The organism is Achromobacter sp. Marseille-Q4962, from assembly GCF_943737005.1.
Classification (GTDB): domain Bacteria; phylum Pseudomonadota; class Gammaproteobacteria; order Burkholderiales; family Burkholderiaceae_B; genus Achromobacter.
On record NZ_CALSFU010000044.1, the window covers coordinates 1 to 18,069 of the forward strand.

General features: G+C 67.0%; 18 protein-coding genes. 8 read left to right on the top strand and 10 right to left on the bottom strand.

Translation table 11 applies throughout. From position 1 onward, the window contains the following. Nucleotides 1-122: 122 nt before the first annotated feature. From cas2 to cas5c, 6 genes are read right to left on the bottom strand one after another with little or no spacing between them, the layout of a single operon-like run. Complete coding sequence (gene cas2, locus NGJ44_RS22100) at nt 123-401, bottom strand: CRISPR-associated endonuclease Cas2 (protein WP_251865835.1); 279 nt, start codon at nt 399-401, stop codon at nt 123-125. A 9-nt stretch (nt 402-410) separates the two neighbouring features. Next, a complete protein-coding gene (gene cas1c, locus NGJ44_RS22105) occupies nt 411-1,454 on the bottom strand; it encodes a type I-C CRISPR-associated endonuclease Cas1c (RefSeq protein ID WP_251865837.1) in 1,044 nt (347 codons plus the stop codon). Further along, nucleotides 1,439-2,095 (bottom strand): CRISPR-associated protein Cas4, encoded by a 657-nt coding sequence (gene cas4 / locus NGJ44_RS22110; RefSeq protein ID WP_053244136.1) that lies wholly within the window; start codon nt 2,093-2,095, stop codon nt 1,439-1,441. The genes cas1c and cas4 overlap by 16 nt, the downstream gene beginning before the upstream one ends. 25 nt (nt 2,096-2,120) lie before the next feature. After that, a complete protein-coding gene (gene cas7c / locus NGJ44_RS22115; RefSeq protein WP_053244137.1) occupies nt 2,121-3,002 on the bottom strand; it encodes a type I-C CRISPR-associated protein Cas7/Csd2 in 882 nt (293 codons plus the stop codon). Further along, nucleotides 2,999-4,813 (bottom strand): type I-C CRISPR-associated protein Cas8c/Csd1, encoded by a 1,815-nt coding sequence (gene cas8c, locus NGJ44_RS22120; RefSeq protein ID WP_251865839.1) that lies wholly within the window; start codon nt 4,811-4,813, stop codon nt 2,999-3,001. The genes cas7c and cas8c overlap by 4 nt, the downstream gene beginning before the upstream one ends. Next, nucleotides 4,810-5,484 carry a type I-C CRISPR-associated protein Cas5c gene (gene cas5c, locus NGJ44_RS22125; RefSeq protein WP_251865840.1) on the bottom strand — a complete coding sequence of 225 codons (675 nt, stop codon included), beginning with the start codon at nt 5,482-5,484 and terminating at the stop codon, nt 4,810-4,812. Before cas5c ends, cas8c begins: the two co-directional genes overlap by 4 nt. Nucleotides 5,485-5,951: 467 nt before the next feature. Between cas5c and NGJ44_RS22130 the strand changes: the two genes are divergently transcribed. Continuing rightward, nucleotides 5,952-6,497, top strand: coding sequence for a transposase (locus NGJ44_RS22130; RefSeq protein WP_251865842.1), 546 nt, complete (start codon nt 5,952-5,954; stop codon nt 6,495-6,497). Next, a complete protein-coding gene (locus tag NGJ44_RS23230) occupies nt 6,494-6,916 on the top strand; it encodes a DDE-type integrase/transposase/recombinase (protein ID WP_502802160.1) in 423 nt (140 codons plus the stop codon). The genes NGJ44_RS22130 and NGJ44_RS23230 overlap by 4 nt, the downstream gene beginning before the upstream one ends. Here the strand turns inward: NGJ44_RS23230 and NGJ44_RS22135 are convergent. From NGJ44_RS22135 to NGJ44_RS22145, 3 genes are all read right to left on the bottom strand, one after another. After that, nucleotides 6,831-8,030: an MFS transporter gene (locus tag NGJ44_RS22135; RefSeq protein WP_053244141.1), complete on the bottom strand. Its 1,200-nt coding sequence runs from the start codon at nt 8,028-8,030 to the stop codon at nt 6,831-6,833. The two genes, NGJ44_RS23230 and NGJ44_RS22135, sit on opposite strands and share 86 nt — an antisense overlap. Nucleotides 8,031-8,234: 204 nt before the next feature. Further along, complete coding sequence (locus NGJ44_RS22140) at nt 8,235-9,011, bottom strand: IclR family transcriptional regulator (protein ID WP_053244142.1); 777 nt, start codon at nt 9,009-9,011, stop codon at nt 8,235-8,237. After that, the gene (locus NGJ44_RS22145) at nt 8,998-9,798 is read right to left on the bottom strand and encodes an IclR family transcriptional regulator (RefSeq protein ID WP_251865844.1); all 801 of its coding nucleotides are present in this window, start codon (nt 9,796-9,798) and stop codon (nt 8,998-9,000) included. The genes NGJ44_RS22140 and NGJ44_RS22145 overlap by 14 nt, the downstream gene beginning before the upstream one ends. A 192-nt stretch (nt 9,799-9,990) precedes the next feature. Between NGJ44_RS22145 and NGJ44_RS22150 the strand changes: the two genes are divergently transcribed. The 6 genes from NGJ44_RS22150 to NGJ44_RS22175 all read left to right on the top strand — a co-directional run bounded on the left by NGJ44_RS22150 (nt 9,991) and on the right by NGJ44_RS22175 (nt 17,552). Then, nucleotides 9,991-11,157: an acyl-CoA dehydrogenase family protein gene (locus tag NGJ44_RS22150; RefSeq protein WP_053244144.1), complete on the top strand. Its 1,167-nt coding sequence runs from the start codon at nt 9,991-9,993 to the stop codon at nt 11,155-11,157. A 102-nt stretch (nt 11,158-11,259) separates the two neighbouring features. Next, nucleotides 11,260-12,243, top strand: coding sequence for a Bug family tripartite tricarboxylate transporter substrate binding protein (locus NGJ44_RS22155; RefSeq protein ID WP_053244145.1), 984 nt, complete (start codon nt 11,260-11,262; stop codon nt 12,241-12,243). A 21-nt stretch (nt 12,244-12,264) separates the two neighbouring features. Beyond that, nucleotides 12,265-13,233, top strand: coding sequence for a tripartite tricarboxylate transporter substrate binding protein (locus NGJ44_RS22160; protein ID WP_251865846.1), 969 nt, complete (start codon nt 12,265-12,267; stop codon nt 13,231-13,233). 3 nt (nt 13,234-13,236) lie between these two features. Further along, nucleotides 13,237-14,406, top strand: a complete 1,170-nt coding sequence (locus NGJ44_RS22165; protein WP_251865848.1) for an acyl-CoA dehydrogenase family protein — start codon at nt 13,237-13,239, stop codon at nt 14,404-14,406. Nucleotides 14,407-14,424: 18 nt separating this feature from the next. After that, complete coding sequence (locus tag NGJ44_RS22170; protein ID WP_251865851.1) at nt 14,425-15,420, top strand: acrylyl-CoA reductase family protein; 996 nt, start codon at nt 14,425-14,427, stop codon at nt 15,418-15,420. A 17-nt stretch (nt 15,421-15,437) separates the two neighbouring features. Next, nucleotides 15,438-17,552 (top strand): acetate--CoA ligase family protein, encoded by a 2,115-nt coding sequence (locus NGJ44_RS22175; protein WP_251865853.1) that lies wholly within the window; start codon nt 15,438-15,440, stop codon nt 17,550-17,552. Here NGJ44_RS22175 and NGJ44_RS22180 read toward each other — a convergent pair. Beyond that, on the bottom strand, nt 17,549-17,797 hold the full coding sequence (locus NGJ44_RS22180) for a hypothetical protein (RefSeq protein WP_251865855.1): 249 nt from the start codon (nt 17,795-17,797) through the stop codon (nt 17,549-17,551). The genes NGJ44_RS22175 and NGJ44_RS22180 overlap by 4 nt on opposite strands. Between the last annotated feature and the right edge of the window lie 272 nt (nt 17,798-18,069).

The following is an 18,069-nucleotide window of genomic DNA, read 5'->3' on the forward strand; positions in this document are numbered from 1 at the left end:
GCCGGCTTCCACCCGTTTGATGGCTTCGATGATCTGGCTGTCCGTGAATCGTGACTTCTTCATGCTGTAGAACTCCTCAACGAGAAAATTCTACTTCTGACCTCAACGCTTTTGCGGGGGGATTACCCATCCAGGTCCAACACGGGTTTGGCGCCGACGTGCTCGACCTTGCTGCGCCATTGCCGGCCCAGGTAGTAGAACCGCAGGCTGTCCTGGACCGGATCGATCGTTTCCATCAGCCTGGCCTTCAAGATGGTCCATTGGGCGGAATCCACCTCGATCTCGAATACGGAAAATTGCACGCGCTGACCGTAGTCCAGGCAGGCCCTGGCAAGCCGGCGCAATCTGCGTGCGCCGCCCGGGTCCGCGGTGCTGACGTCGTAACTGACCAGTACCATCATCGACGGACCTCACTTCCACAGGAATGGCGGATAGGCATCGAGGTCGCCTCGCAGATGACGCGCCAGCAATTGCGCCTGGATGAACGGAAAGAGGCCGATTGCCGCTTTTTCGTCGATGAACGCATGACGCAGCTCCTCGCGCTTGCGCTCCTGGTAGGCCACCAGCACCGCCTTGCGCGCGGCCTCGCTCAACAATACGGCGCCGTTGTCCATGTACTGAAAATCTTGCTCGCCCACCTGCTTGCGGTTGATCAGCGAAAGCGCCAGGCGATCCGCCAGCAGCGGCCGGAATTCCTCCAACAGGTCCAGCGCCAGGCTGGGCCGTCCTGGCCTGTCCCGGTGCAGAAAGCCCACCGCCGGGTCCAGGCCCACGCTTTCCAACGCCGACCGGCAGTCATGCGTGACCAGCGTATAGAGAAACGACAGCAAGGCATTGACGGCGTCGCACGGCGGCCGCCGGCTGCGTCCCGAAAAGCGCATGGCCGGACTGTCCACACGGATCAGCGCATCGAAAACGCCAAAGTACGCTTGCGCGGCCTCGCCCTCGTAGCCGCGCAGCAGGTCCACGCCAGAGTCTTCATCGTGCAGCTTCTTGGCGATCATCTCCAGGCGCTTGTGCGCGTGCGCCAGCGCCGCCTGCCGATCGGTCGGCAAACCGTCGCCGTGATCCCGCAAGGCGCGACCCAGCACCACGCGCTGGTTGTGCAGCTTGCCCAGCAGCAGGTTGCGCACGATGGCGGCACAGCGCCCGGGATTGTCGCTGGCCCGATACTGCTGGCGGCGCAACAATACGTTGCCGGACACCGGCCCTTCGACGCGCGCCAGGAACCGGCCGTTCGGCGTGAGGAAGCTGGTGCATATGCCCTGCTCCGCGCAATAGCCCAGCAAAGGCGGAGACACCAGTACCCGCCCGAAACAGACCAGGCTCTCCAGCATGTGCACCGGCAACCGGGCGCGCTCCTGCTGTTCGACCTCCATAACAATGTTGGCGCCATCTTTGTGCAACCAAGCGCCATCGGTGGTGACGTACAAGGTATTCAACTGTCTGCGCATGACTCGCCTTCCATATCCTTGGACCACTGCTCCGCCAGCCAGACATTGACCCCTTTGTCACGCCCCAGCAGCCGGGGCTGGCAAAGGTCCAGCAGCGAGCAGGCATCGCATAAGCGAGGACGGTACCGGGCCGTGGGCGTATGACCCGCCACGAGCATCGCGCGCACGGCGGCGATGGTTTCCAGGGTAAGCTGGCGCAGTCCGTCGTCGAAAAGCACTTCGACGCGCCGGCGCGTTGCGCCGTAGTAGAGCGCCCCGGCGTCGATACGCTGCCCCAGCATGGATTCCAGGCACAGAGCCTGCGCGCACAACTGCACTTCGTCGGCCCGGTTCGCCTTGGGGCGCCCGCGCTTGTATTCGACGGGGAAGGCGCGCTCGCCGTCCGGGGCCTGGTGGAATTCCACCACGTCGGCAATGCCGCTGACCCCCAGGCGATTTTCGGCCAGCGGCATCGCCGTGACGACACGCACGCCCTTGCGGCGCTCGATCTTGGGCCGGTCAGCCTTTTCGTGCAGCAGGCGGCCTTCGGCGGTATGCCGGCTTTCCGCCCAAAGCTGCTCGACATGGATCAGCGCGCATTGCCGCGGGCAATACAGGTAATGCTGCAATGCCGAGAGGGCAATGACGTCGTCTTCGTCCATGGCATTCCCCGCGAGGCGCGCGAGGTCACATCAGCTCGCGCACGGTCACGCCGGCCGGCACGGCCGCGGTGTCGACGCGGACCCGGTAGTCTTCGTATCGGCGGGGCGAGGCGGCATCCGCGCCCGGGGCCCGCTCCACCTTGACGGCATCGAACAGCACGTGGGCCGGCGCGTTCCCCATCGCGCTCTCATGCTCGAACACGATGAGCTTGCGCGCCGCCATTTCGCCGCGCGCCGCGGAGCGGTCATGCTCGAACATATTGGCGAGCGCGCGCCAGAGCAGCTCCAGATCCTCGTTGGAGAATCCCGTGCGCTCGGCGAGCCTGGCGGAAATATAGCCATGGGCACGGTACAGGCCATAGGGAATGATGTGCTTGCGGCCCATGGTGCGGTTGTCTCCGCTCTGCGCTTCGGCCTCTTTCTCGGTGGTGACCGCCATGCGGGTGATGGAAACTTCCAGCGGCACCACGGGATCGATGGAGGTGGCGAAGGCCATCTGTACCGGCCCGCGCACCTGGCCTGCATTGACGCCGGTCGTCATCACGGCGCCAAAGCTGCGCACGTCGAAGAAGTTGGCGCACATCCAGGCGGTGATCTCGCGGGCCTTGGCCTCCTCCTTGGGCAGCTTCTTGTCCACCGGCTCGATGCCCACGGCCTCATACGCCTTGAGGTGCTGGTTGTTCAGAACGGCCTTTTCCTGCATGTAGATCGCATAGCCCGCAGCGTCCTCCTTGTCCAGCGCCACGAAATTGCGAATCTTGCGCTTGAGGCAGACGTCGGTGACCAGGCCCCGGTTGGTTTCGGGGTCCAGGCGCGGCAGGTTGCCGGCGTCCGGGTCGCCATTGGGGTTGCCGTTGGTGATGTCGAACAGGTAGACGAATTCGTAACGGTGGGTGATGGCGGTCATGCTTGAGTTTCCTCGATGTGGTCTTCGGTGGATTCCGTATTGCCGCTGTCGACGCCATCCTCCTGGCGGAAGCGGCTTTGCTGCTGATGGTAGTAACCGATGGCGAACCGGCCTTGATCCTCGATGCGCAGGCTGCGGGGGAAGTTGTCGGCAAGTCCCCCGACGATCTCTCGAATGTCCATTTCCAGACCAGCTGCGGCGGCCGGCTTGTCCTTGCGCAACCGTGCCAGATGGTTTTGCGCGTTGCGCAGCAGCACAGGGAATACCAATGCCGGCGTCGCCGACGCCGCGCCGTAGTAGCGGTCGCGAATGGTTGCATTGATCTGCTTGCCCAACGCCAGCCGCTGGACGGCCTCCAGCACGGCGAACAAACGTCCGAGCCGATAGCCGGGATGGGTGGATGCCTTGTCGAGACTCACGGGGATCTCCTCTTTGTCGCTATTGATTCCCAGGCGGCGCTCGCGCGCCAGAATACCTTTGCAAATGGCCACGCGCAGCCCCGACACATGGCCGTCGCTGCGCATGCGCATCAGGGCGTTGGCCAACAGGCTGCGCGGATAGGGCCTGCCGGTAAGCACCGCGCGCACGAGTTCACCGACGAGCTGGCTGGCCGCGTCGTCCATGGATGCGCTGTCCTTGTGTTGCGGCGCCGTGGCCAGCACGACACGATAGGCCGAGGGGGCGGTCTTCCAGGGTCGGGGGTCGAGATGGAAGTCCGCGGCATGCTCGGCCAGGCGGCGGGCGAACAGCCCCAGGGTGCCGACCTCCCAGAAGCGGATGGCGATGCGCGCGGCATTGGGCGCCAGGCCCAGCACGTACATGCGCGTGTCTTCCTGAAGCCTGGGATCGATATCGGCCAAGGGCCGGCCCTTCTGCACCTTTTCCAGTTCGCTCCGGATGCGTGCGGCCTCCTGCTCGTCCGTGGGGCGGTCGTCAAGCAGGTCGGCCAGCAGCAGCTCGGCCTGCTCGGCCTCTTGCGCATCGGCCGCCTCGGCCCAAAAGACGATGCTGGTATCGCCGATCTGCAGGCGCTGGCGGTTGTGCTCGCCGCGGCGCAGCAGATGATTGAGCACGGCGGTGTAGGCAAACGCCGCCCGTTCGGAAACGGGCGCGTTGTCGCCCTGGCTCTTGCCGTAGGAAGCGAAGGACTCCTGATTGAAGGAGACGATGGAGGCGCCCGAGCTCTGCGCGCCGCTGACACCCTTGATGGCCGGATGCAGGCGCGCCGCGGGCAACGGCTCGCCGGTCACCAGGCAAATCGCCAGCGGCGGCTGGCCCTCCGCCTGGCTGGCCAGCAACTGCGCGCGTAGAGCCTGCGCGGCGGGGCGCTCGTGCAAATAGGTCCGTTCGCCGTCCAGGCGGAACACCAGGTTGGCGTCCAGCATATCCTCGCTGAAGTGCGGAGCGGCGAACCGCGCTGGCGTCCAGGCCTCCAGAAAAGCCAGCAGCGCCTTCAGGCCCGCGTCCTGCGTGCCGGCCAGATGCTCCTGATGCAAGGACTTGAAGGCGGCGTGCTCCTTGTCGGCGCGCTTGCTGGTCGCGCTGATGCCGAGTACGTAGCTGGTCTTGTCCCAAAGAAAGTTGGACTTGATGCCCACCGTGCGTTTTTCGGGCTGGGGCACGTTCATCAGGCGCGGCTGCGGCTTCTTGCCCGTGTTGTCGCGGATGTCGTTGACCTGCACCACGCCGCCATCGGCGGACAGCAGGATTTCGTAGCTGATTTTCTCGGGGCTGTAGCCAAAGGACGCCAGGCCCTCGGTCCGGCGTTCCAGCAGCCGTTGGTAATAATCGACGAGCGCCTGCAGAATCATGGCCGGCTCTCCACGCCGCGCCAGGGCGGCACCTCGATCACGCCTTGCGCCATGCGGGCGCGGAAAAAGCGCGGCGCCATGCCCTGGGCGAAATCGATGTCATGCAGCATCCAGCCCAGGTCGCGCTCGGCCAACAGGCTTTCGTGCGGCGCGGGCAGACTTTCGCCCTCCTCGATCAGGGCGAAGGCCGCCGGAAACTCGCGCACGCCCAGGCACGGCATGTGAAAGCACTGCCCCTTGCGCGCGCGGCGATTGAAGATGTCCAGATGCTTGCCCACCGAATCGTCCGCGCCAGCCTTGGGCGTAAGCTCGAAATGGGCCTCGATCACATAGGCCACGTCGCGCAGCACCATGGCCGCGCGCTGCTGGCGGTCCTGGTCCACGTAATTCGTCAATCCCGCCGTCGAGCCGGCCTTCATGGCCCGGGACACGTTGGCCGGGGAAATCTTGCTGCCGACCTCGTTGCGCCGGATCGATTCGAAGCGGATCGGCTTGAGCACGCGGATGCGGTCTATGTGCCAGCGGATCGCCGGTTTCCAGTGAATGGCCTCCAGGATGCCGCGCGCGGCCGAAGGCGTGATGACGTCATAACTCACACGCTCGCTTTTCATCTCGGGTCTGGTGAAGCAGGCGCGCTCGCCTTTCACGAGTAGGCGAATACCAAAAGTCATATGTACATCCTCTCAAATGGATGCCTCGGGGGCGGACACCCCCGAGGCATCTGTCAGGCTGCCCAACAGACTTTTTTTCTAGTTTCAACCCGCGCTGAACAGAAACTTTTCAAACGCACCCCAAAATCTGGGGAGGTAGATAAGCGCCAATCCAGCGACAGCCAACCACGGCAAGACTGCACGCCGACGCCGGATGCGCAGATTGAGCTCAAAATCGAAAGGGGGTTGCTGCTTGCCACGATCGCCCATTGCATGCCTCCGCTCGGTTGACCGTGGAATCTTAATTCAATTTTCTAGAAAAAAAACTGTTGAATTTTTTAGATGATCGTAGTCGCTGCTTGCATGAATGTCGGGTCGTCTCAGGTCAAGCCATACAGCCGCATGACGTGCCCCTGGAATATCCGTACAGGTCAAAACTAGAGTTAAGGTTGCTTTTCAGCGCCCCGAGCGGGGCGAGGAGGAGCCACATGAAACGGTCGAGATTTACCGAAGAGCAGATCGCCTATGCGCTGCGACTGGCAAATAACGGCACACCGGTGGTCGATGTATGTCGTCAGCTCGATGTGTCGGAAGCGACTTTCTACACTTGGAAAAAGAAATACGCCGACTTCGGGATTAGTGAGCTGCGTAAGCTCAAGCAACTCGAAGACGAGAACGCACGCCTGCGACGTATCGTCGCCGACCTGACGCTGGATAAGCAGATCCTGCAAGAGGTAGTGCGAAAAAAGTCTGAAGGCTGCCAAACGGCGCGAGCTGGCGGTCTGGATGCAAGCACGTTTCCAGATCAGCGTGCAACGTTCCTGCGCGCTGGCGCTGCTGCAGCGCTCGACCTGGTGCGCGAAGAGTCACGCGCAAGATCAAAGTGCGCTGCGCCAACGCATCCGGGACATCGCCATGAGCGCCCGCGGTTTGGCTACCGGCGGGTGCTGGTGATACTGCATCGCGAGGGCTGGGAGGTGGGCAAAAAGCGCGTCTATCGGCTCTACAGCCTGGAGGGCTGCAACTGCGGATGAAGGTCAAGCACCGCAAGCGCATTGCGCTACTGCGCGGCAAGCCACCGGTACCCACCGGGCCGAATCAGCACTGGAGCATGGATTTCGTTCATGACCAGATGCTTGACGGACGCCGCTTTCGCATCCTGACTGTCATCGATCAATGGAGTCGCGAGAGTGTCTGTCTGGAGGCCAACCAGCACGACTACAACCATCATCGTCCCCGCGGCTCGCTCGGCTATCTGACCCCAATTCCGGGGCACGTCAGTAAACTGCCCCCGAAGGTCGGATCTATGTCCAACGCTCGGGGAGCAGTCCACATGGACGCCCCCTTTTCCCCTGCTTATCGCGGTATCAGCAGCCTTGCATTGCCAGCTTGCGTTGCCGCTGGTTGCTCGCGCGCTGCCACAGCACCAGGCCCAATCCCGCCGCGGCGATGACGGCTCCAGCGATGGGCACCGCCCCATAGCCCATCCCCGCCGAGATCACGCCCCCACCCGCTGCCGCGCCCAGCGCATTGCCCAGGTTGAAGGCGCCCACGTTCACCGACGAGGCCAGGCCCGGCGCATCGGTGGCGGCACGCATCACGCGCATCTGCAGCGGCGGCACCACGGCGAACGTGCCGAAGCCGAAAATCAGCAGGGCAATAGCCGCGCCAGTCTGCGTGGCGGCCAGCCACGGAAACGCCAGCAGGTCAGCGATGATCAGCACCAGGAAGGCGATCAGGCTGCCGTCCAGCGAGCGGTCGGCGAAGCGCCCGCCCGCGGTATTGCCGATGGTGAAACCGATGCCGATCAGCACCAGCATCGCCGTGACGAAATGGGGCGAGGCGCCCGTCAGTTCGGCCAGGGCCGGCGCCACATAGGTGTAGAGCGTGAACATCGCGCCCGCGCCCAGCACCGTAGTCAGCAAGGCCACCAGCACCACCGGACTCTTGAGCACGGCAAGTTCGCGGCGGATGTCGGGGCGGCGTCCAGCCTCGCCGGCCGGCAGCGCAAACCACAGCGACAACATCGCAATCAGGCCCAGCGCCGAGGTCGCTGCGAACGACATGCGCCAGCCTATGGCCTGGCCCAGCCAGGTCGCCGCCGGCACGCCGCCCACGTTGGCGATGGTCAGCCCCAGAAACATGGTGGCAACGGCGCTGGCCTGCTTGTGGCGCGGCACCACGCTGGCCGCGACCAGCGAACCCAGGCCGAAGAACGCGCCATGGTTCAGGCTGGTGACCAGCCGCGCCAAGAGCAGTGTGGTGTAGTTGGGAGCCAACGCGGACAGCACGTTGCCTGCCGTGAAGATCGCCATCAGCACCAGCAGCGCATTGCGGCGCGACCAGCGCGACAGGGCCAGCGTCATCAACGGCGCGCCCGCCATCACGCCGATGGCGTAGGCGCTGACCAGCATGCCGGCGCTGGGGATGGACACGTCCACGCCCTCGGCGATCACGGGCAGCAGGCCCATGGGAGAAAACTCGGTCACGCCGATGCCGAAAGCGCCGACGGCGAGCGCCAACAGCGGCAGGCCGGTTTTCACCGGCTGAGAGTCCTGGGGATGCATAGGGTTTCCTTGGGTTCGATTGCGCCGATTGGGGAGTCCCGGGAGCCAGCCGGCGCGGATGGCCGGGGCGCGGGAAAGCCCGATCGGAAGGCAGGCGCCCAGTATGCCGCCCCCATGCTTGCGGAAAAAGCCAGGAAACAGCGAAACACTTTTGACTTGGAGTCATGAATTCCGGAGGCGGCCCCCAAACCCCGCCCTGCGGCGTCAAACCAGCCCCAGCAGCCTTTCCGTCTCCCTTGCCAGGGCGACCAGGCGCGGGCCGATGTCGGCGGCGCGTTCCCGGTAAGGACCGTCGCCCGCCGGCACGCCGCAATTGAAGACATACAGCAGCGACTGGTAAGGCCGTCCCAGCGGCGCGGCAAAGCCGTAGGCGTCCGGGCGCCACTCCAGGTTGTTGCCGCAATAGCCCTTGCGCTCCAGGTCGCGGCGCGCTGCCGCCAGGCTGGGGAAATGCGCGTCGTAATGCCGGGCGTCGGCCACGCGCAACTGATTCAGCACGGCGGCCCGCTCTTCGTCCGAAACCCGCGCCAGCCACGCCTTGCCGGCGGCGCTGGACAGCAGCGGCAGCGAAGCGCCGATATCGGGCCGGGTCTGCAAGGCTTCGTTGGAGCGGGCGGTTTCCACATACACCATCTGCAGGCGGTCGCGCACCACCAGCGACACGGCCCCGCGCGCGTGGTCGGCCAACTGCTTCATCAGCGGCCGCGCCAATTGCCGGATCTGCATGCTGGCCAGCAAGGGGTAGCTCAGCGCCAGCACCGAAGCGCCCAGCCGGTAGCGCGCGGGCTCGTCTTCGCGCTGCAAGAAGCCCAATTCCACCAGGGTGTGCGTCAAGCGCGCGACGGCGCTGCGCGACAACCCCGTCTGCTGCGCGAAATCCTTGTTGGCCAGCACTGGCTTGTCGGCCCGGAAGCAGGCCAGGATATCAATGCCGTGCGCCAGCGTGGAGGTGAATTCCCGGTCCGGGTCACGCGTCGTCATTCTGGCGCTCCAACATTTTTTCCACCCGCGCCACCAGTGTGAGCAGGCGGGGCGCGATGCGGCCGCGCAAGTCGCCCGCGCGCAATCGCGTCACCGGCACGCCGCAGTTGAACACCAGCGTCTGGCCGTCAACGCGCGTGCGCATGGGCACCGCCACCGCATGCACGTCCGAATGCCAGTCGCCCTGCCCCACGCAATAGCCATGTTCGGCATAGTCGCGCTGCGCCTGCTCCCAATCGGGCGCATGGCGCCGCCAGATCGCCGGATCCTGGCGCCGCAGCGCCGCCAGCACGGATTCGGCCTCGTCGGCCGGCGCCTGCGCCAGCCAGGCGCGTCCCATGGCCGAGGGCAGCAGCGGCAGCAAGGCGCCGATATCCGGGCGGAACGACACCGCGTCGTGGCCCCGGCAGGTTTCCACATACACCATGTTCAAGCCGTGATGCATGCCCAGCGACGCCGAGCCGCCCGCCGCATCGGCCAAACGCTTCATCAACGGACGCGCCAGTTGCCTGACCTTGATGCTGGCCAGGAGCGGATAGCTCAACGACAGCACTGCGGTTCCCAGGCGATAGCGGCGCAGGCCGGCATCATAGCGCAGCAGGCCGCGCTGCATCAGCGTGGTGGTCAGCCGTGAAATCGTGGCCTTGGACAGACCGGTGCGGTCCGCCAGTTCGCGGTTGCCGAGCGCCGGCTCTCCGTGCCGGAAAGCCTGCAGCACCGACAGGCCATGCGCCAGCGTGGTGGCGAAGGCGGGGTCGGCATGGCGCTCGCCTGGGCGGGTGGTCATGGTCGCGGTCCTGAGTCCGGGGCGCGCGGATACGCGCGCGCATTCCTGCCGATCATAGAGCAGCGGCCGCCATGCCGACGCGCGAGACGTTCAAGATATCGAAACACTTGTCTCAAATCGCACGGCCTTTTGCTAGCCTGGATTCAACACGGCGCGGCACGCATCAGCGCCCGGATAAAACGGAGACTCACCATGATCAGGGACCCGGACGGCTTCCCGCTTTTCCTCGAATCGCTGCGCCGCTATGTGCGCGAGCAACTGGTGCCGCGCGAGGCGGAAGTGGCCCGCCTGGACGAGGTGCCGCAAGACCTGGTTGCCAGCATGGCCGCGCGGGGACTGTTCGGCTACTCCATCCCCGAGCAATACGGCGGCGCGGGCATGACGACCGAAGAGCTGATCCTGGCCGCCATGGAACTGTCGCAATGCTCGGTGGCATTCCGGGCCCGCGTCGGCACCAACACCGGCATCGGATCCGAAGCGCTGGTGGCCGACGGCACCGATGCGCAAAAGGCGCATTATCTGCCCCGGCTGGCGTCCGGCGAGCTGACCGGCTGCTTCGCGCTGACCGAGCCGCAAGCAGGCTCGGACGCCACGGCCCTGCGCACCGCCGCCGTGCGCGACGGCGACCACTACGTATTGAATGGCGAAAAGTGCTTCATCACCAATGCGCCGCTGGCGGGCCTGTTTACGGTCATGGCCCGGACCGATCCGCAGGCGCCCGGCGCCAAGGGCATCACCGCCTTCATTGTGGAGCGCGGCACGCCCGGCCTGTCCACCGGACAGCCTTACGAAAAGATGGGCCAGGCCGGATCTCCCGTATCCGCCGTGCATTTCCAGGACTGCCGCGTGCCGGCCGCCAACATTATCGGCGGCCAGGAAGGCCTGGGATTCAAGACGGCCATGAAAGTGCTGAACAAGCAACGCATCCATCTGGCCGCGCTGTGCATCGGGCCCGCCATCCGCATGCTGGACGATACGCTGCGCTTCGTGGCTGAGCGCCAGCAGTTCGGCAAGCCGCTGATGGATTTCCAGCTGATCCAGGCCATGCTGGCCGACTGCCAGACGGAGATCCAGGCCGCCCGCGCGCTGGTGCTGCAGACCGCCCGCGAACGCGATGCTGGCGCGGACGTCACGCTGAACGCCTCGATCTGCAAATACTTCGCGTCGGAGATGTGCGGTCGCGTGGCGGACCGCTGCGTGCAGATGCACGGCGGCTACGGCTACATCGCCGACCATGGCATTGAACGCTTCTACCGCGATGTGCGCCTGTTCCGCCTGTACGAAGGAACCAGCCAGATCCATCAACTGACCATTGCCCGCCACACGCTGACCCAGGCGGGCTATGCGCCCGGCCGCTAGGGCCTGCCCAAGACCCGCGTTCGTGTGAACAGGCCCCAGGGCCATCCCGGGACCGCAGCCGCAAGAAGCCGGCGGCCCGCCAAACCAAAGGAGACTTCCATCATGCTGCACAAGCACCTGCCGAAGTGGATCGGCGCCGTGGCCGCTGCCTTCGCCTGCGCCGCCCTGCCCCCGCAAGCCGCGGCCGCATACCCTGACAAGCCCGTGAGGCTGATCGTGCCGTTCGCCCCTGGCGGCTCCACCGATATCCTGGGCCGCCTGCTGGCCGAAGCCTTGCATCCCATCCTGGGCCAGCCGGTCATTGTCGAAAACAAGCCCGGGGCCGGCGGCAACATCGGAGGCGACTTCGTTGCCCGTTCCGCCCCCGACGGGTACACGCTGCTGCTGGCGGCGGCGGGCCCCACCGTCATCAACCCCAGCCTGTACGCCAACATGCCGTTCGATCCGGCCAAGGATCTGGCGCCCATTACCTGCCTGGAGCGCGAGCACAACCTGATGGTGGTGACGAAGTCCATGCCGGTGAAGACGCTGCAGGAGTTCCTGCAGTATGCGCGCAACCACCCTGGCAAGCTGTCCTTCGGGTCTCCGGGCAACGGCTCGCCCGCGCAGTTGGCCGGCGAGCTGCTCAAGCAGCGGGCGGGCATCCAGGCCGAGCACGTGCCGTACAAGGGCACCGGCCCCGCCATCACCGATCTGGTGGCCGGCCATATCGACTTCATGATCGACAACATGCCGGCGCTGCTGCCGCAGGTCAAAGCGGGCGGTCTGCGCGCGCTGGCGGTGCCCAGCGACCAGCGCGCCACGGCCGCGCCCGATATTCCCACCTTCGATGAGGCCGGCCAGAAAGGTTTCGTGGTAATGGCCTGGAAGGGCCTGATGGCGCCCGCGGGCACCGACCCGGCGGTCATCGAACGCCTGCACGCGGCCGTGGTCAAGGCGCTGCAGGACCCGCAGCTGCGCGCCCGCTTCCAGGAACTGGGCGCCGAGCCGCTGGCCAGCACGCCGGCCGAATTCGCCAAGCAGATCGCCGACGAAACCGCATGGTGGGGCAAGCTGGTGCAATCCACCGGCGCCCGCATCCAGTAAGCCCATTGCAGGAAGACCGCCATGCAACGCATTCTCCGAGCGCTGCGCGCGCTGGGCGCCCTTGCCCTGCTGGGCGCGGCAGGCGCGGCGCAGGCCGCCTATCCCGACAAGCCGGTGCGCCTGATCGTGCCGTACGCGGCTGGCGGCGGCACCGACACCGCGGCGCGCATGATCGCGCGCAAACTGGCGCCCTTGCTGGGCCAGCCCGTGGTGGTGGAAAACAAGCCCGGCGGCGCTACGCAGATCGGCACCGCCTATGTCGCCAGCGCCGCGCCCGACGGCTACACCTTGCTGATGGGCACGGCCAACCTGGCGACCAACAGTGTGCTGTACGCCAGGCTGCCCTATGACGTGAAGAAGGATCTGGCTCCGGTGATCTGGGCCACGGACGTGCCGGTCTATCTGCTGTTGCCGGCCGCCAGCCCCGCACGCAGCCTGGAAGACCTGAAACGCGCCGCCGCGCAGCAGCAGGGCCTGACCTACGCCACCGCCGGCACGGGAAGCATCCCGCATCTGGCGGGTGAACAGTTTGCGCACCAGACCGGCATCGCGCTGCGGCACATTCCCTACAAAGGCAGCAGCGAGGCCGCCACCGCGCTCGTCGGCGGACAAGTCCAGATGAGCTTCGACAACCTGCCGCCGGTGTACGCGCAAGTCAAGGAGGGGCGCCTGCGGCCCATCGCCATCGCGGCGCAAGCGCGCAACCCCGATCTGCCGGACGTTCCCACGCTGGCCGAGCTGGGCGTGCCGCTGTCGGCCTCCTCCTGGTGGGGGGTGATGGCGCCCGCCGGAACCCCCAAGGACGTGATCGCCCTGCTGAACCGCCAGATCAATACCGTGTTGGCGGACCCCGAAGTTCGCAGCTACTTCACCGGGCTGGGCATGCAGCCCACCGGCGGCACGCCCGAAGCCTTTGGCCGGCACATCGCCGACGAAACCGACAGATGGCGCGCCGTGGTCAAGCAGGCCGGCGTGAAGATCGAGGAATAAGCCATGCAGTCCCAGCAAGAACGCAACGGCGGCGACGCCCCGCAAGACCTGTGCGCGCGCGTGCGCCGCTTCGTGGAAGAGGTGGCCATACCCGCTGAGTCTCCCGCCATTGCCCGCGACGTGACCGCGCTGGACCGCTGCGTCGCCCGCCTGCGCGTCCAGGCTCGCGAGGCCGGCCTGTATGCGCCGCAGCTTCCCAGGGAATGGGGCGGCCTGGGTCTGGGCTGGCGCGCCCTGGCCCAGGTCCTGGAAGAAGCGGGGCGCGGATTCCTGGGGCCTGCCGCCCTGAACTGCGCCGCGCCCGACCAGCCCAACATGCTGACGCTGCTGCGCCTGGGCACTCCCGCCCAGCTGGAACGCTTTCTCGGGCCTCTGGTGCGCGGCGAACGGCGCGCCTGCTTCGCCATGACCGAGCCCGCTCCCGGCGCCGGGTCCGACCCTTCCATGCTGCGCACCCATGCCGAACGGCGTAGCGCGCGCTGGGTGTTGAATGGACACAAGCAGTTCATCAGCGGCGGCGTGGGCGCGGATTTCGCGCTGGTGCTGGCGCGCACCGATACCGGCGCCACGCTGTTCCTGGTGCCTGCCGACACGCCGGGCTACCGGGTCGTGCGCGACATCGGCATGGTGACGGGCTACCAGATCGGCGGCCACGCCGAGATCGTGCTGCAGGATTGCGAGGTCGGCGACGAGGCCGTGCTGGGCGAGCCCGGCCGCGGCCTGGAGTATGCGCAGTTGCGGCTGGAGCCGGCCCGCCTGTCCCATTGCATGCGCTACATCGGCCGCGCGCGGCGCGCGCTGGAAACCGCGCAAAGCTATGTGGCGCAACGCGATTCCTTCGGTTCCCGCCTGGCGGACCTGCAGCAGATCCAGGCCATGGTCGCGGACTCCCACATCGACCTGTACGCCGCCCGCCTCATGACGCTGGACTGCGCCGACCGCATGGACACGGGCCTGTCGGTGAAGCAGCACAGCGCCATGGCCAAAGTCTTCGTGTCCGAAGCCGTGAACCGCGTGGCCGACCGCGCCGTCCAGATGATGGGCGCGTCGGGCCTGTCCGACGACACGCCCGTCGCCATGGTCTGGCAGGAAATGCGCCCCTTCCGCATTTACGACGGCGCCAACGAACTGCACCGCGCCACGCTGGCGCGCCGGCTGCTGGCGCAAGCCTGAGCCTCAACGGAGACAAGCATGGAAACTCCCGAATTCCGGGCCTACCGCCTGCACGCCGGCGCGGCGGGCGAGCCGCCGCAAGGCCGTTACGACACGTTGACGCCGGACCAGTTGTCCGCGGGCGATACGCTTATCAAGGTCGCCTATGCGGGCCTGAACTACAAGGACGCGCTGGCGCAGGCCGGGCGCGGCGGCATCATCCGCGAGTATCCGCGCATCGGCGGCATCGACCTGTCGGGTACGGTGGTGCATTCCGCCGATCCGGCGCTCGCGCCCGGCCAGGAGGTCGTGGTGCACGGCTTCGGCATCGGCGTGGACTGCGACGGCGGCTATGCCGAATACGCGCGGGTGCGCCATGACTGGGCGCTGCCGCTGCCCGCCGGCATCGGGCTGCGCGACGCCGCCGTGCTGGGCGCGGCGGGCTACACGGCCGCGCTGTCCTTGCACTGGATGGAGCATTGCGGGCTGGCGCCGGAGCAGGGCGAGGTGCTGGTCACCGGCGCCACGGGCGGCGTCGCCGGCATTGCCATCGACATCCTGAGCCGGCGCGGCTATCGCGTCTGCGCCATGTCGGGCAAGCCGGATGCGGAAAACTATCTGCGCGCCCTGGGCGCGCAGGAGGTGCTCGCGCCGCCCGACCTCTCGGCCGGCATCAAGCCGCTGCTGAGCGCGCGCTGGGCCGGCGTGGTCGACTCGGTGGGCGGCCCGCTGCTGGCTTACGCGCTCGCCAGCCTGAAGCCGGACGCCGTGGCCGCCGCCTTCGGCAATGCGGACGGCGCGGAACTGCCCGCCTCGGTCATTCCCTTCATCTTGCGCGGCGTCAAGCTGCTGGGCATCAACGCCAACAGTCCCATGCCGCTGCGGCGCCAGGTATGGAACAAGCTCGCCGCCGAATACCGTCCCGCGCGCCTGGATCTGATCGCCCGCGTCATCGAACCCCGCGAACTGCCGCAGGCGCTGTCCGCCATGCTTGAACGCGGCAGCATCGGCCGCAGCGTCGTGCGCTTCTCTTGATTGATCCCTGCCACACCATGACTCAGCTTCCCGACACGTCTCTGTCCCGCCTCTTCGATCCGCAAGGCATCGCCATCGTGGGCGCCTCGGCCACGCCGGGCAAGATTGGCGCAATGCCCGTCACCCTGTTGCTGCAACACGGCTACGGCGGCCGCATCATTCCCATCAACCCGCGAGCGGACACCATTGCCGGCCTGCCGGCCCTGGCGGGCCTGGACGCGCTGGATGGCCAGGTGGATCTGGCCATCCTGGCCGTGCCCGCCGCCCATGCCGCGCAGGCGCTGGAACGCGCCCGGCCCGGGCAGGTCGGCGCAGCCGTGGTGTTCACGTCCGGCTTCTCCGAGACCGGCACGGACGGCGCCGCGCGGCAGGAACGGCTTTGCACCATCGCGCGCGAGCGCGGCATCCGGCTGCTGGGCCCGAACTGCCTGGGCTTCATGAACGTGCGGCGCAATGTCTACGCCACCTTCTCGCCCGCTCCCGCCAATGGCGTGGTCGCGCCCGGCGGCATCGGCATGGTGTCCCAGAGCGGCGCGTTCGGGGCCTATGCCTACAGCATGGCGCGCGAGCGCGGCCTGGGCCTGTCGCACTGGATCAGCACCGGCAACGAGGCCGACATCGACGTTGCAGACTGCATCGAATGGCTGGCGCGCGATACCGATACCCGCGTCATCATGGCCTATATGGAAGGCTGCCGCGATGGCGCCAAGTTGCGCCGCGCCCTGGCCGCGGCACGCGACGCGGACAAGCCCGTGGTCGTCACCAAGATCGGCCGCACCCAGGCCGGCGCGCAGGCAGCAGCCTCGCACACCGCCGCGCTGGCCGGCGACGACGCCGTGTACGACGCGCTCTTCCGCCAATACGGCGCCCTGCGCGCGCGCACCATCGAGGAATTCTTCAACCTGGGCTATGCGCTGGATACATGGAAGCGGCCGCCGCAAGGCCGGCGCCTGGGGATCTTCACCATTTCGGGCGGCGTGGGCGCGCTGATGGCCGACGAGGCCGCCGACGTCGGATTGGCGCTGCCCGAGCCCGCGGCCGGCGCGCAGGCCAGGCTGCTGCAACGCGTGCCCTTTGCCAGCGGCCGCAATCCGGTCGACGTCACCGGCCAGGCCGTGTCGGAGCCCGGGCTGCTGCTGGACACCGCCGACGACATGCTGGCCGACGGCCGCTATGACGCCCTGGCGGTCTTCCTGGCCGCTGCCGGATCGTCCGAAGCCTTGTGGCCGACTTTCGAAGCCTTTGCTCGGCAGATGCAGGCCCGCCATCCCGGCGTGCCGCTGGCGATCAGCGCGCTGTTCCCGCCCGCGCGCCGCCGCGAACTGGAGCGGCTGGGCTGCCTGGTGTTCCCCGATCCCAGCGCCGCCATCCGCACGATAGGCGCGGTGGCCGGCCTGGGAGCAAACCCGGCCCCCGGCGCGGTTGAAGCAAGCCCCGCAACAACGGACGACGGCGCTCCGCCGCCGCTGGACGCCTACAACGAAGTCCAGGCCATGGAACTGCTGCGCCAGGCCGGCCTGCCCGCGTCGCCTTGCGTACTGGCCGCCGATGCCGACGCTGCGGTGCGAGCCGCCGCCGGCCTGGGCGTTCCCTGCGCGCTCAAGGTGGTGTCGCCCGACATCACGCACAAGAGCGACGTAGGCGGCGTGAAGCTCAATGTGCAGGGCGATGACGCGCTGCGCGGCGCCTGCGCCGACATCCTGGCCTCGGTGCGCCAGCACCGGCCCGACGCCCGCATCGACGGCGTCCTCGTGGCGCCCATGGCGCCCAAGGGCGTGGAGTGCATCGCCGGCGTGCATTGCGACCCGGTGTTCGGACCGGTAGTCATGTTCGGGCTGGGAGGCGTGTTCGTCGAGGTGCTCAAGGACGTGAGCTTCCGCCTCGCGCCCTTCGGCCGCGACGACGCCCTGGCGATGATCCGCGAGATCAAGGGCTACGCGTTGCTGCAAGGCGCGCGCGGCGCGCCCCCGTGCGACGTCGGCGCGCTGGCCGAGGCATTGGCGGCGCTGTCCCGCTTCGCCCACGCCCGCCGGGCAGACTTCAGCTCGGTGGAAATCAATCCCTTGCTGGCGCTGCCCGAAGGACAGGGAGTGGTCGCGTTGGATGCGGTGGTGATACGGGCTCAAGCCTAAGGCTGCCAGCCGCAGCGTTTCGCGAGCGTTTGGGTATTCGTATTGATCCACCGGCCCACACGCTCCACCAGCGTGCGCTCCGTACCGGCCAGGGCCTGCCCGGACAGAGCGGCCCGCACCAGCGCCAACGCGCGGAGCAGCCCGCTTGTCAATGCCGATCGCACCGCCCTGACATTACGTCCGGCAAAGCCTAGCTCGCGCGCCACCGCCTCCAGTTGCTCGGAACCGATCGCTCCGGGCTTCATCTCCCCGCCAATCGACAAAGCAAAATTGCGAGCCAGGCGCCTGCAACACAGACAGATTCTTGACGTGGCTGTCGTTGTTGCCCACGCACAGGTTGAACCGCACGCATTACAGAAGGCGCTTCAGATCGGCCGCGCCGCCCCCACACTGAATTGCCCCGGGTTTTGCGGAGGCTCCAACCTTTGAGAGAATGGAGCCCTTATGAGCAAGCAGAACAAGTTTTCCCCGGAAGTCCGTGACCGCGCCGTGCGTCTGGTACAAGAGCATCGTGGCG

What these genes read in the sequence shown, in the direction of transcription:
- cas2 (WP_251865835.1), bottom strand. Translation starts at nt 401, where the DNA reads ATGATGGTACTGGTCAGTTACGACGTCAGCACCGCGGACCCGGGCGGC.
- NGJ44_RS22175 (WP_251865853.1), top strand. Translation starts at nt 15,438, where the DNA reads ATGACTCAGCTTCCCGACACGTCTCTGTCCCGCCTCTTCGATCCGCAA.
- NGJ44_RS22145 (WP_251865844.1), bottom strand. Translation starts at nt 9,798, where the DNA reads ATGACCACCCGCCCAGGCGAGCGCCATGCCGACCCCGCCTTCGCCACC.
- cas8c (WP_251865839.1), bottom strand. Translation starts at nt 4,813, where the DNA reads ATGATTCTGCAGGCGCTCGTCGATTATTACCAACGGCTGCTGGAACGC.
- cas7c (WP_053244137.1), bottom strand. Translation starts at nt 3,002, where the DNA reads ATGACCGCCATCACCCACCGTTACGAATTCGTCTACCTGTTCGACATC.
- NGJ44_RS22130 (WP_251865842.1), top strand. Translation starts at nt 5,952, where the DNA reads ATGAAACGGTCGAGATTTACCGAAGAGCAGATCGCCTATGCGCTGCGA.
- NGJ44_RS22180 (WP_251865855.1), bottom strand. Translation starts at nt 17,797, where the DNA reads ATGAAGCCCGGAGCGATCGGTTCCGAGCAACTGGAGGCGGTGGCGCGC.
- cas4 (WP_053244136.1), bottom strand. Translation starts at nt 2,095, where the DNA reads ATGGACGAAGACGACGTCATTGCCCTCTCGGCATTGCAGCATTACCTG.
- NGJ44_RS22160 (WP_251865846.1), top strand. Translation starts at nt 12,265, where the DNA reads ATGCAACGCATTCTCCGAGCGCTGCGCGCGCTGGGCGCCCTTGCCCTG.
- NGJ44_RS22150 (WP_053244144.1), top strand. Translation starts at nt 9,991, where the DNA reads ATGATCAGGGACCCGGACGGCTTCCCGCTTTTCCTCGAATCGCTGCGC.
- NGJ44_RS22165 (WP_251865848.1), top strand. Translation starts at nt 13,237, where the DNA reads ATGCAGTCCCAGCAAGAACGCAACGGCGGCGACGCCCCGCAAGACCTG.
- cas5c (WP_251865840.1), bottom strand. Translation starts at nt 5,484, where the DNA reads ATGACTTTTGGTATTCGCCTACTCGTGAAAGGCGAGCGCGCCTGCTTC.
- NGJ44_RS22170 (WP_251865851.1), top strand. Translation starts at nt 14,425, where the DNA reads ATGGAAACTCCCGAATTCCGGGCCTACCGCCTGCACGCCGGCGCGGCG.
- NGJ44_RS22155 (WP_053244145.1), top strand. Translation starts at nt 11,260, where the DNA reads ATGCTGCACAAGCACCTGCCGAAGTGGATCGGCGCCGTGGCCGCTGCC.
- cas1c (WP_251865837.1), bottom strand. Translation starts at nt 1,454, where the DNA reads ATGCGCAGACAGTTGAATACCTTGTACGTCACCACCGATGGCGCTTGG.
- NGJ44_RS23230 (WP_502802160.1), top strand. Translation starts at nt 6,494, where the DNA reads ATGAAGGTCAAGCACCGCAAGCGCATTGCGCTACTGCGCGGCAAGCCA.
- NGJ44_RS22135 (WP_053244141.1), bottom strand. Translation starts at nt 8,030, where the DNA reads ATGCATCCCCAGGACTCTCAGCCGGTGAAAACCGGCCTGCCGCTGTTG.
- NGJ44_RS22140 (WP_053244142.1), bottom strand. Translation starts at nt 9,011, where the DNA reads ATGACGACGCGTGACCCGGACCGGGAATTCACCTCCACGCTGGCGCAC.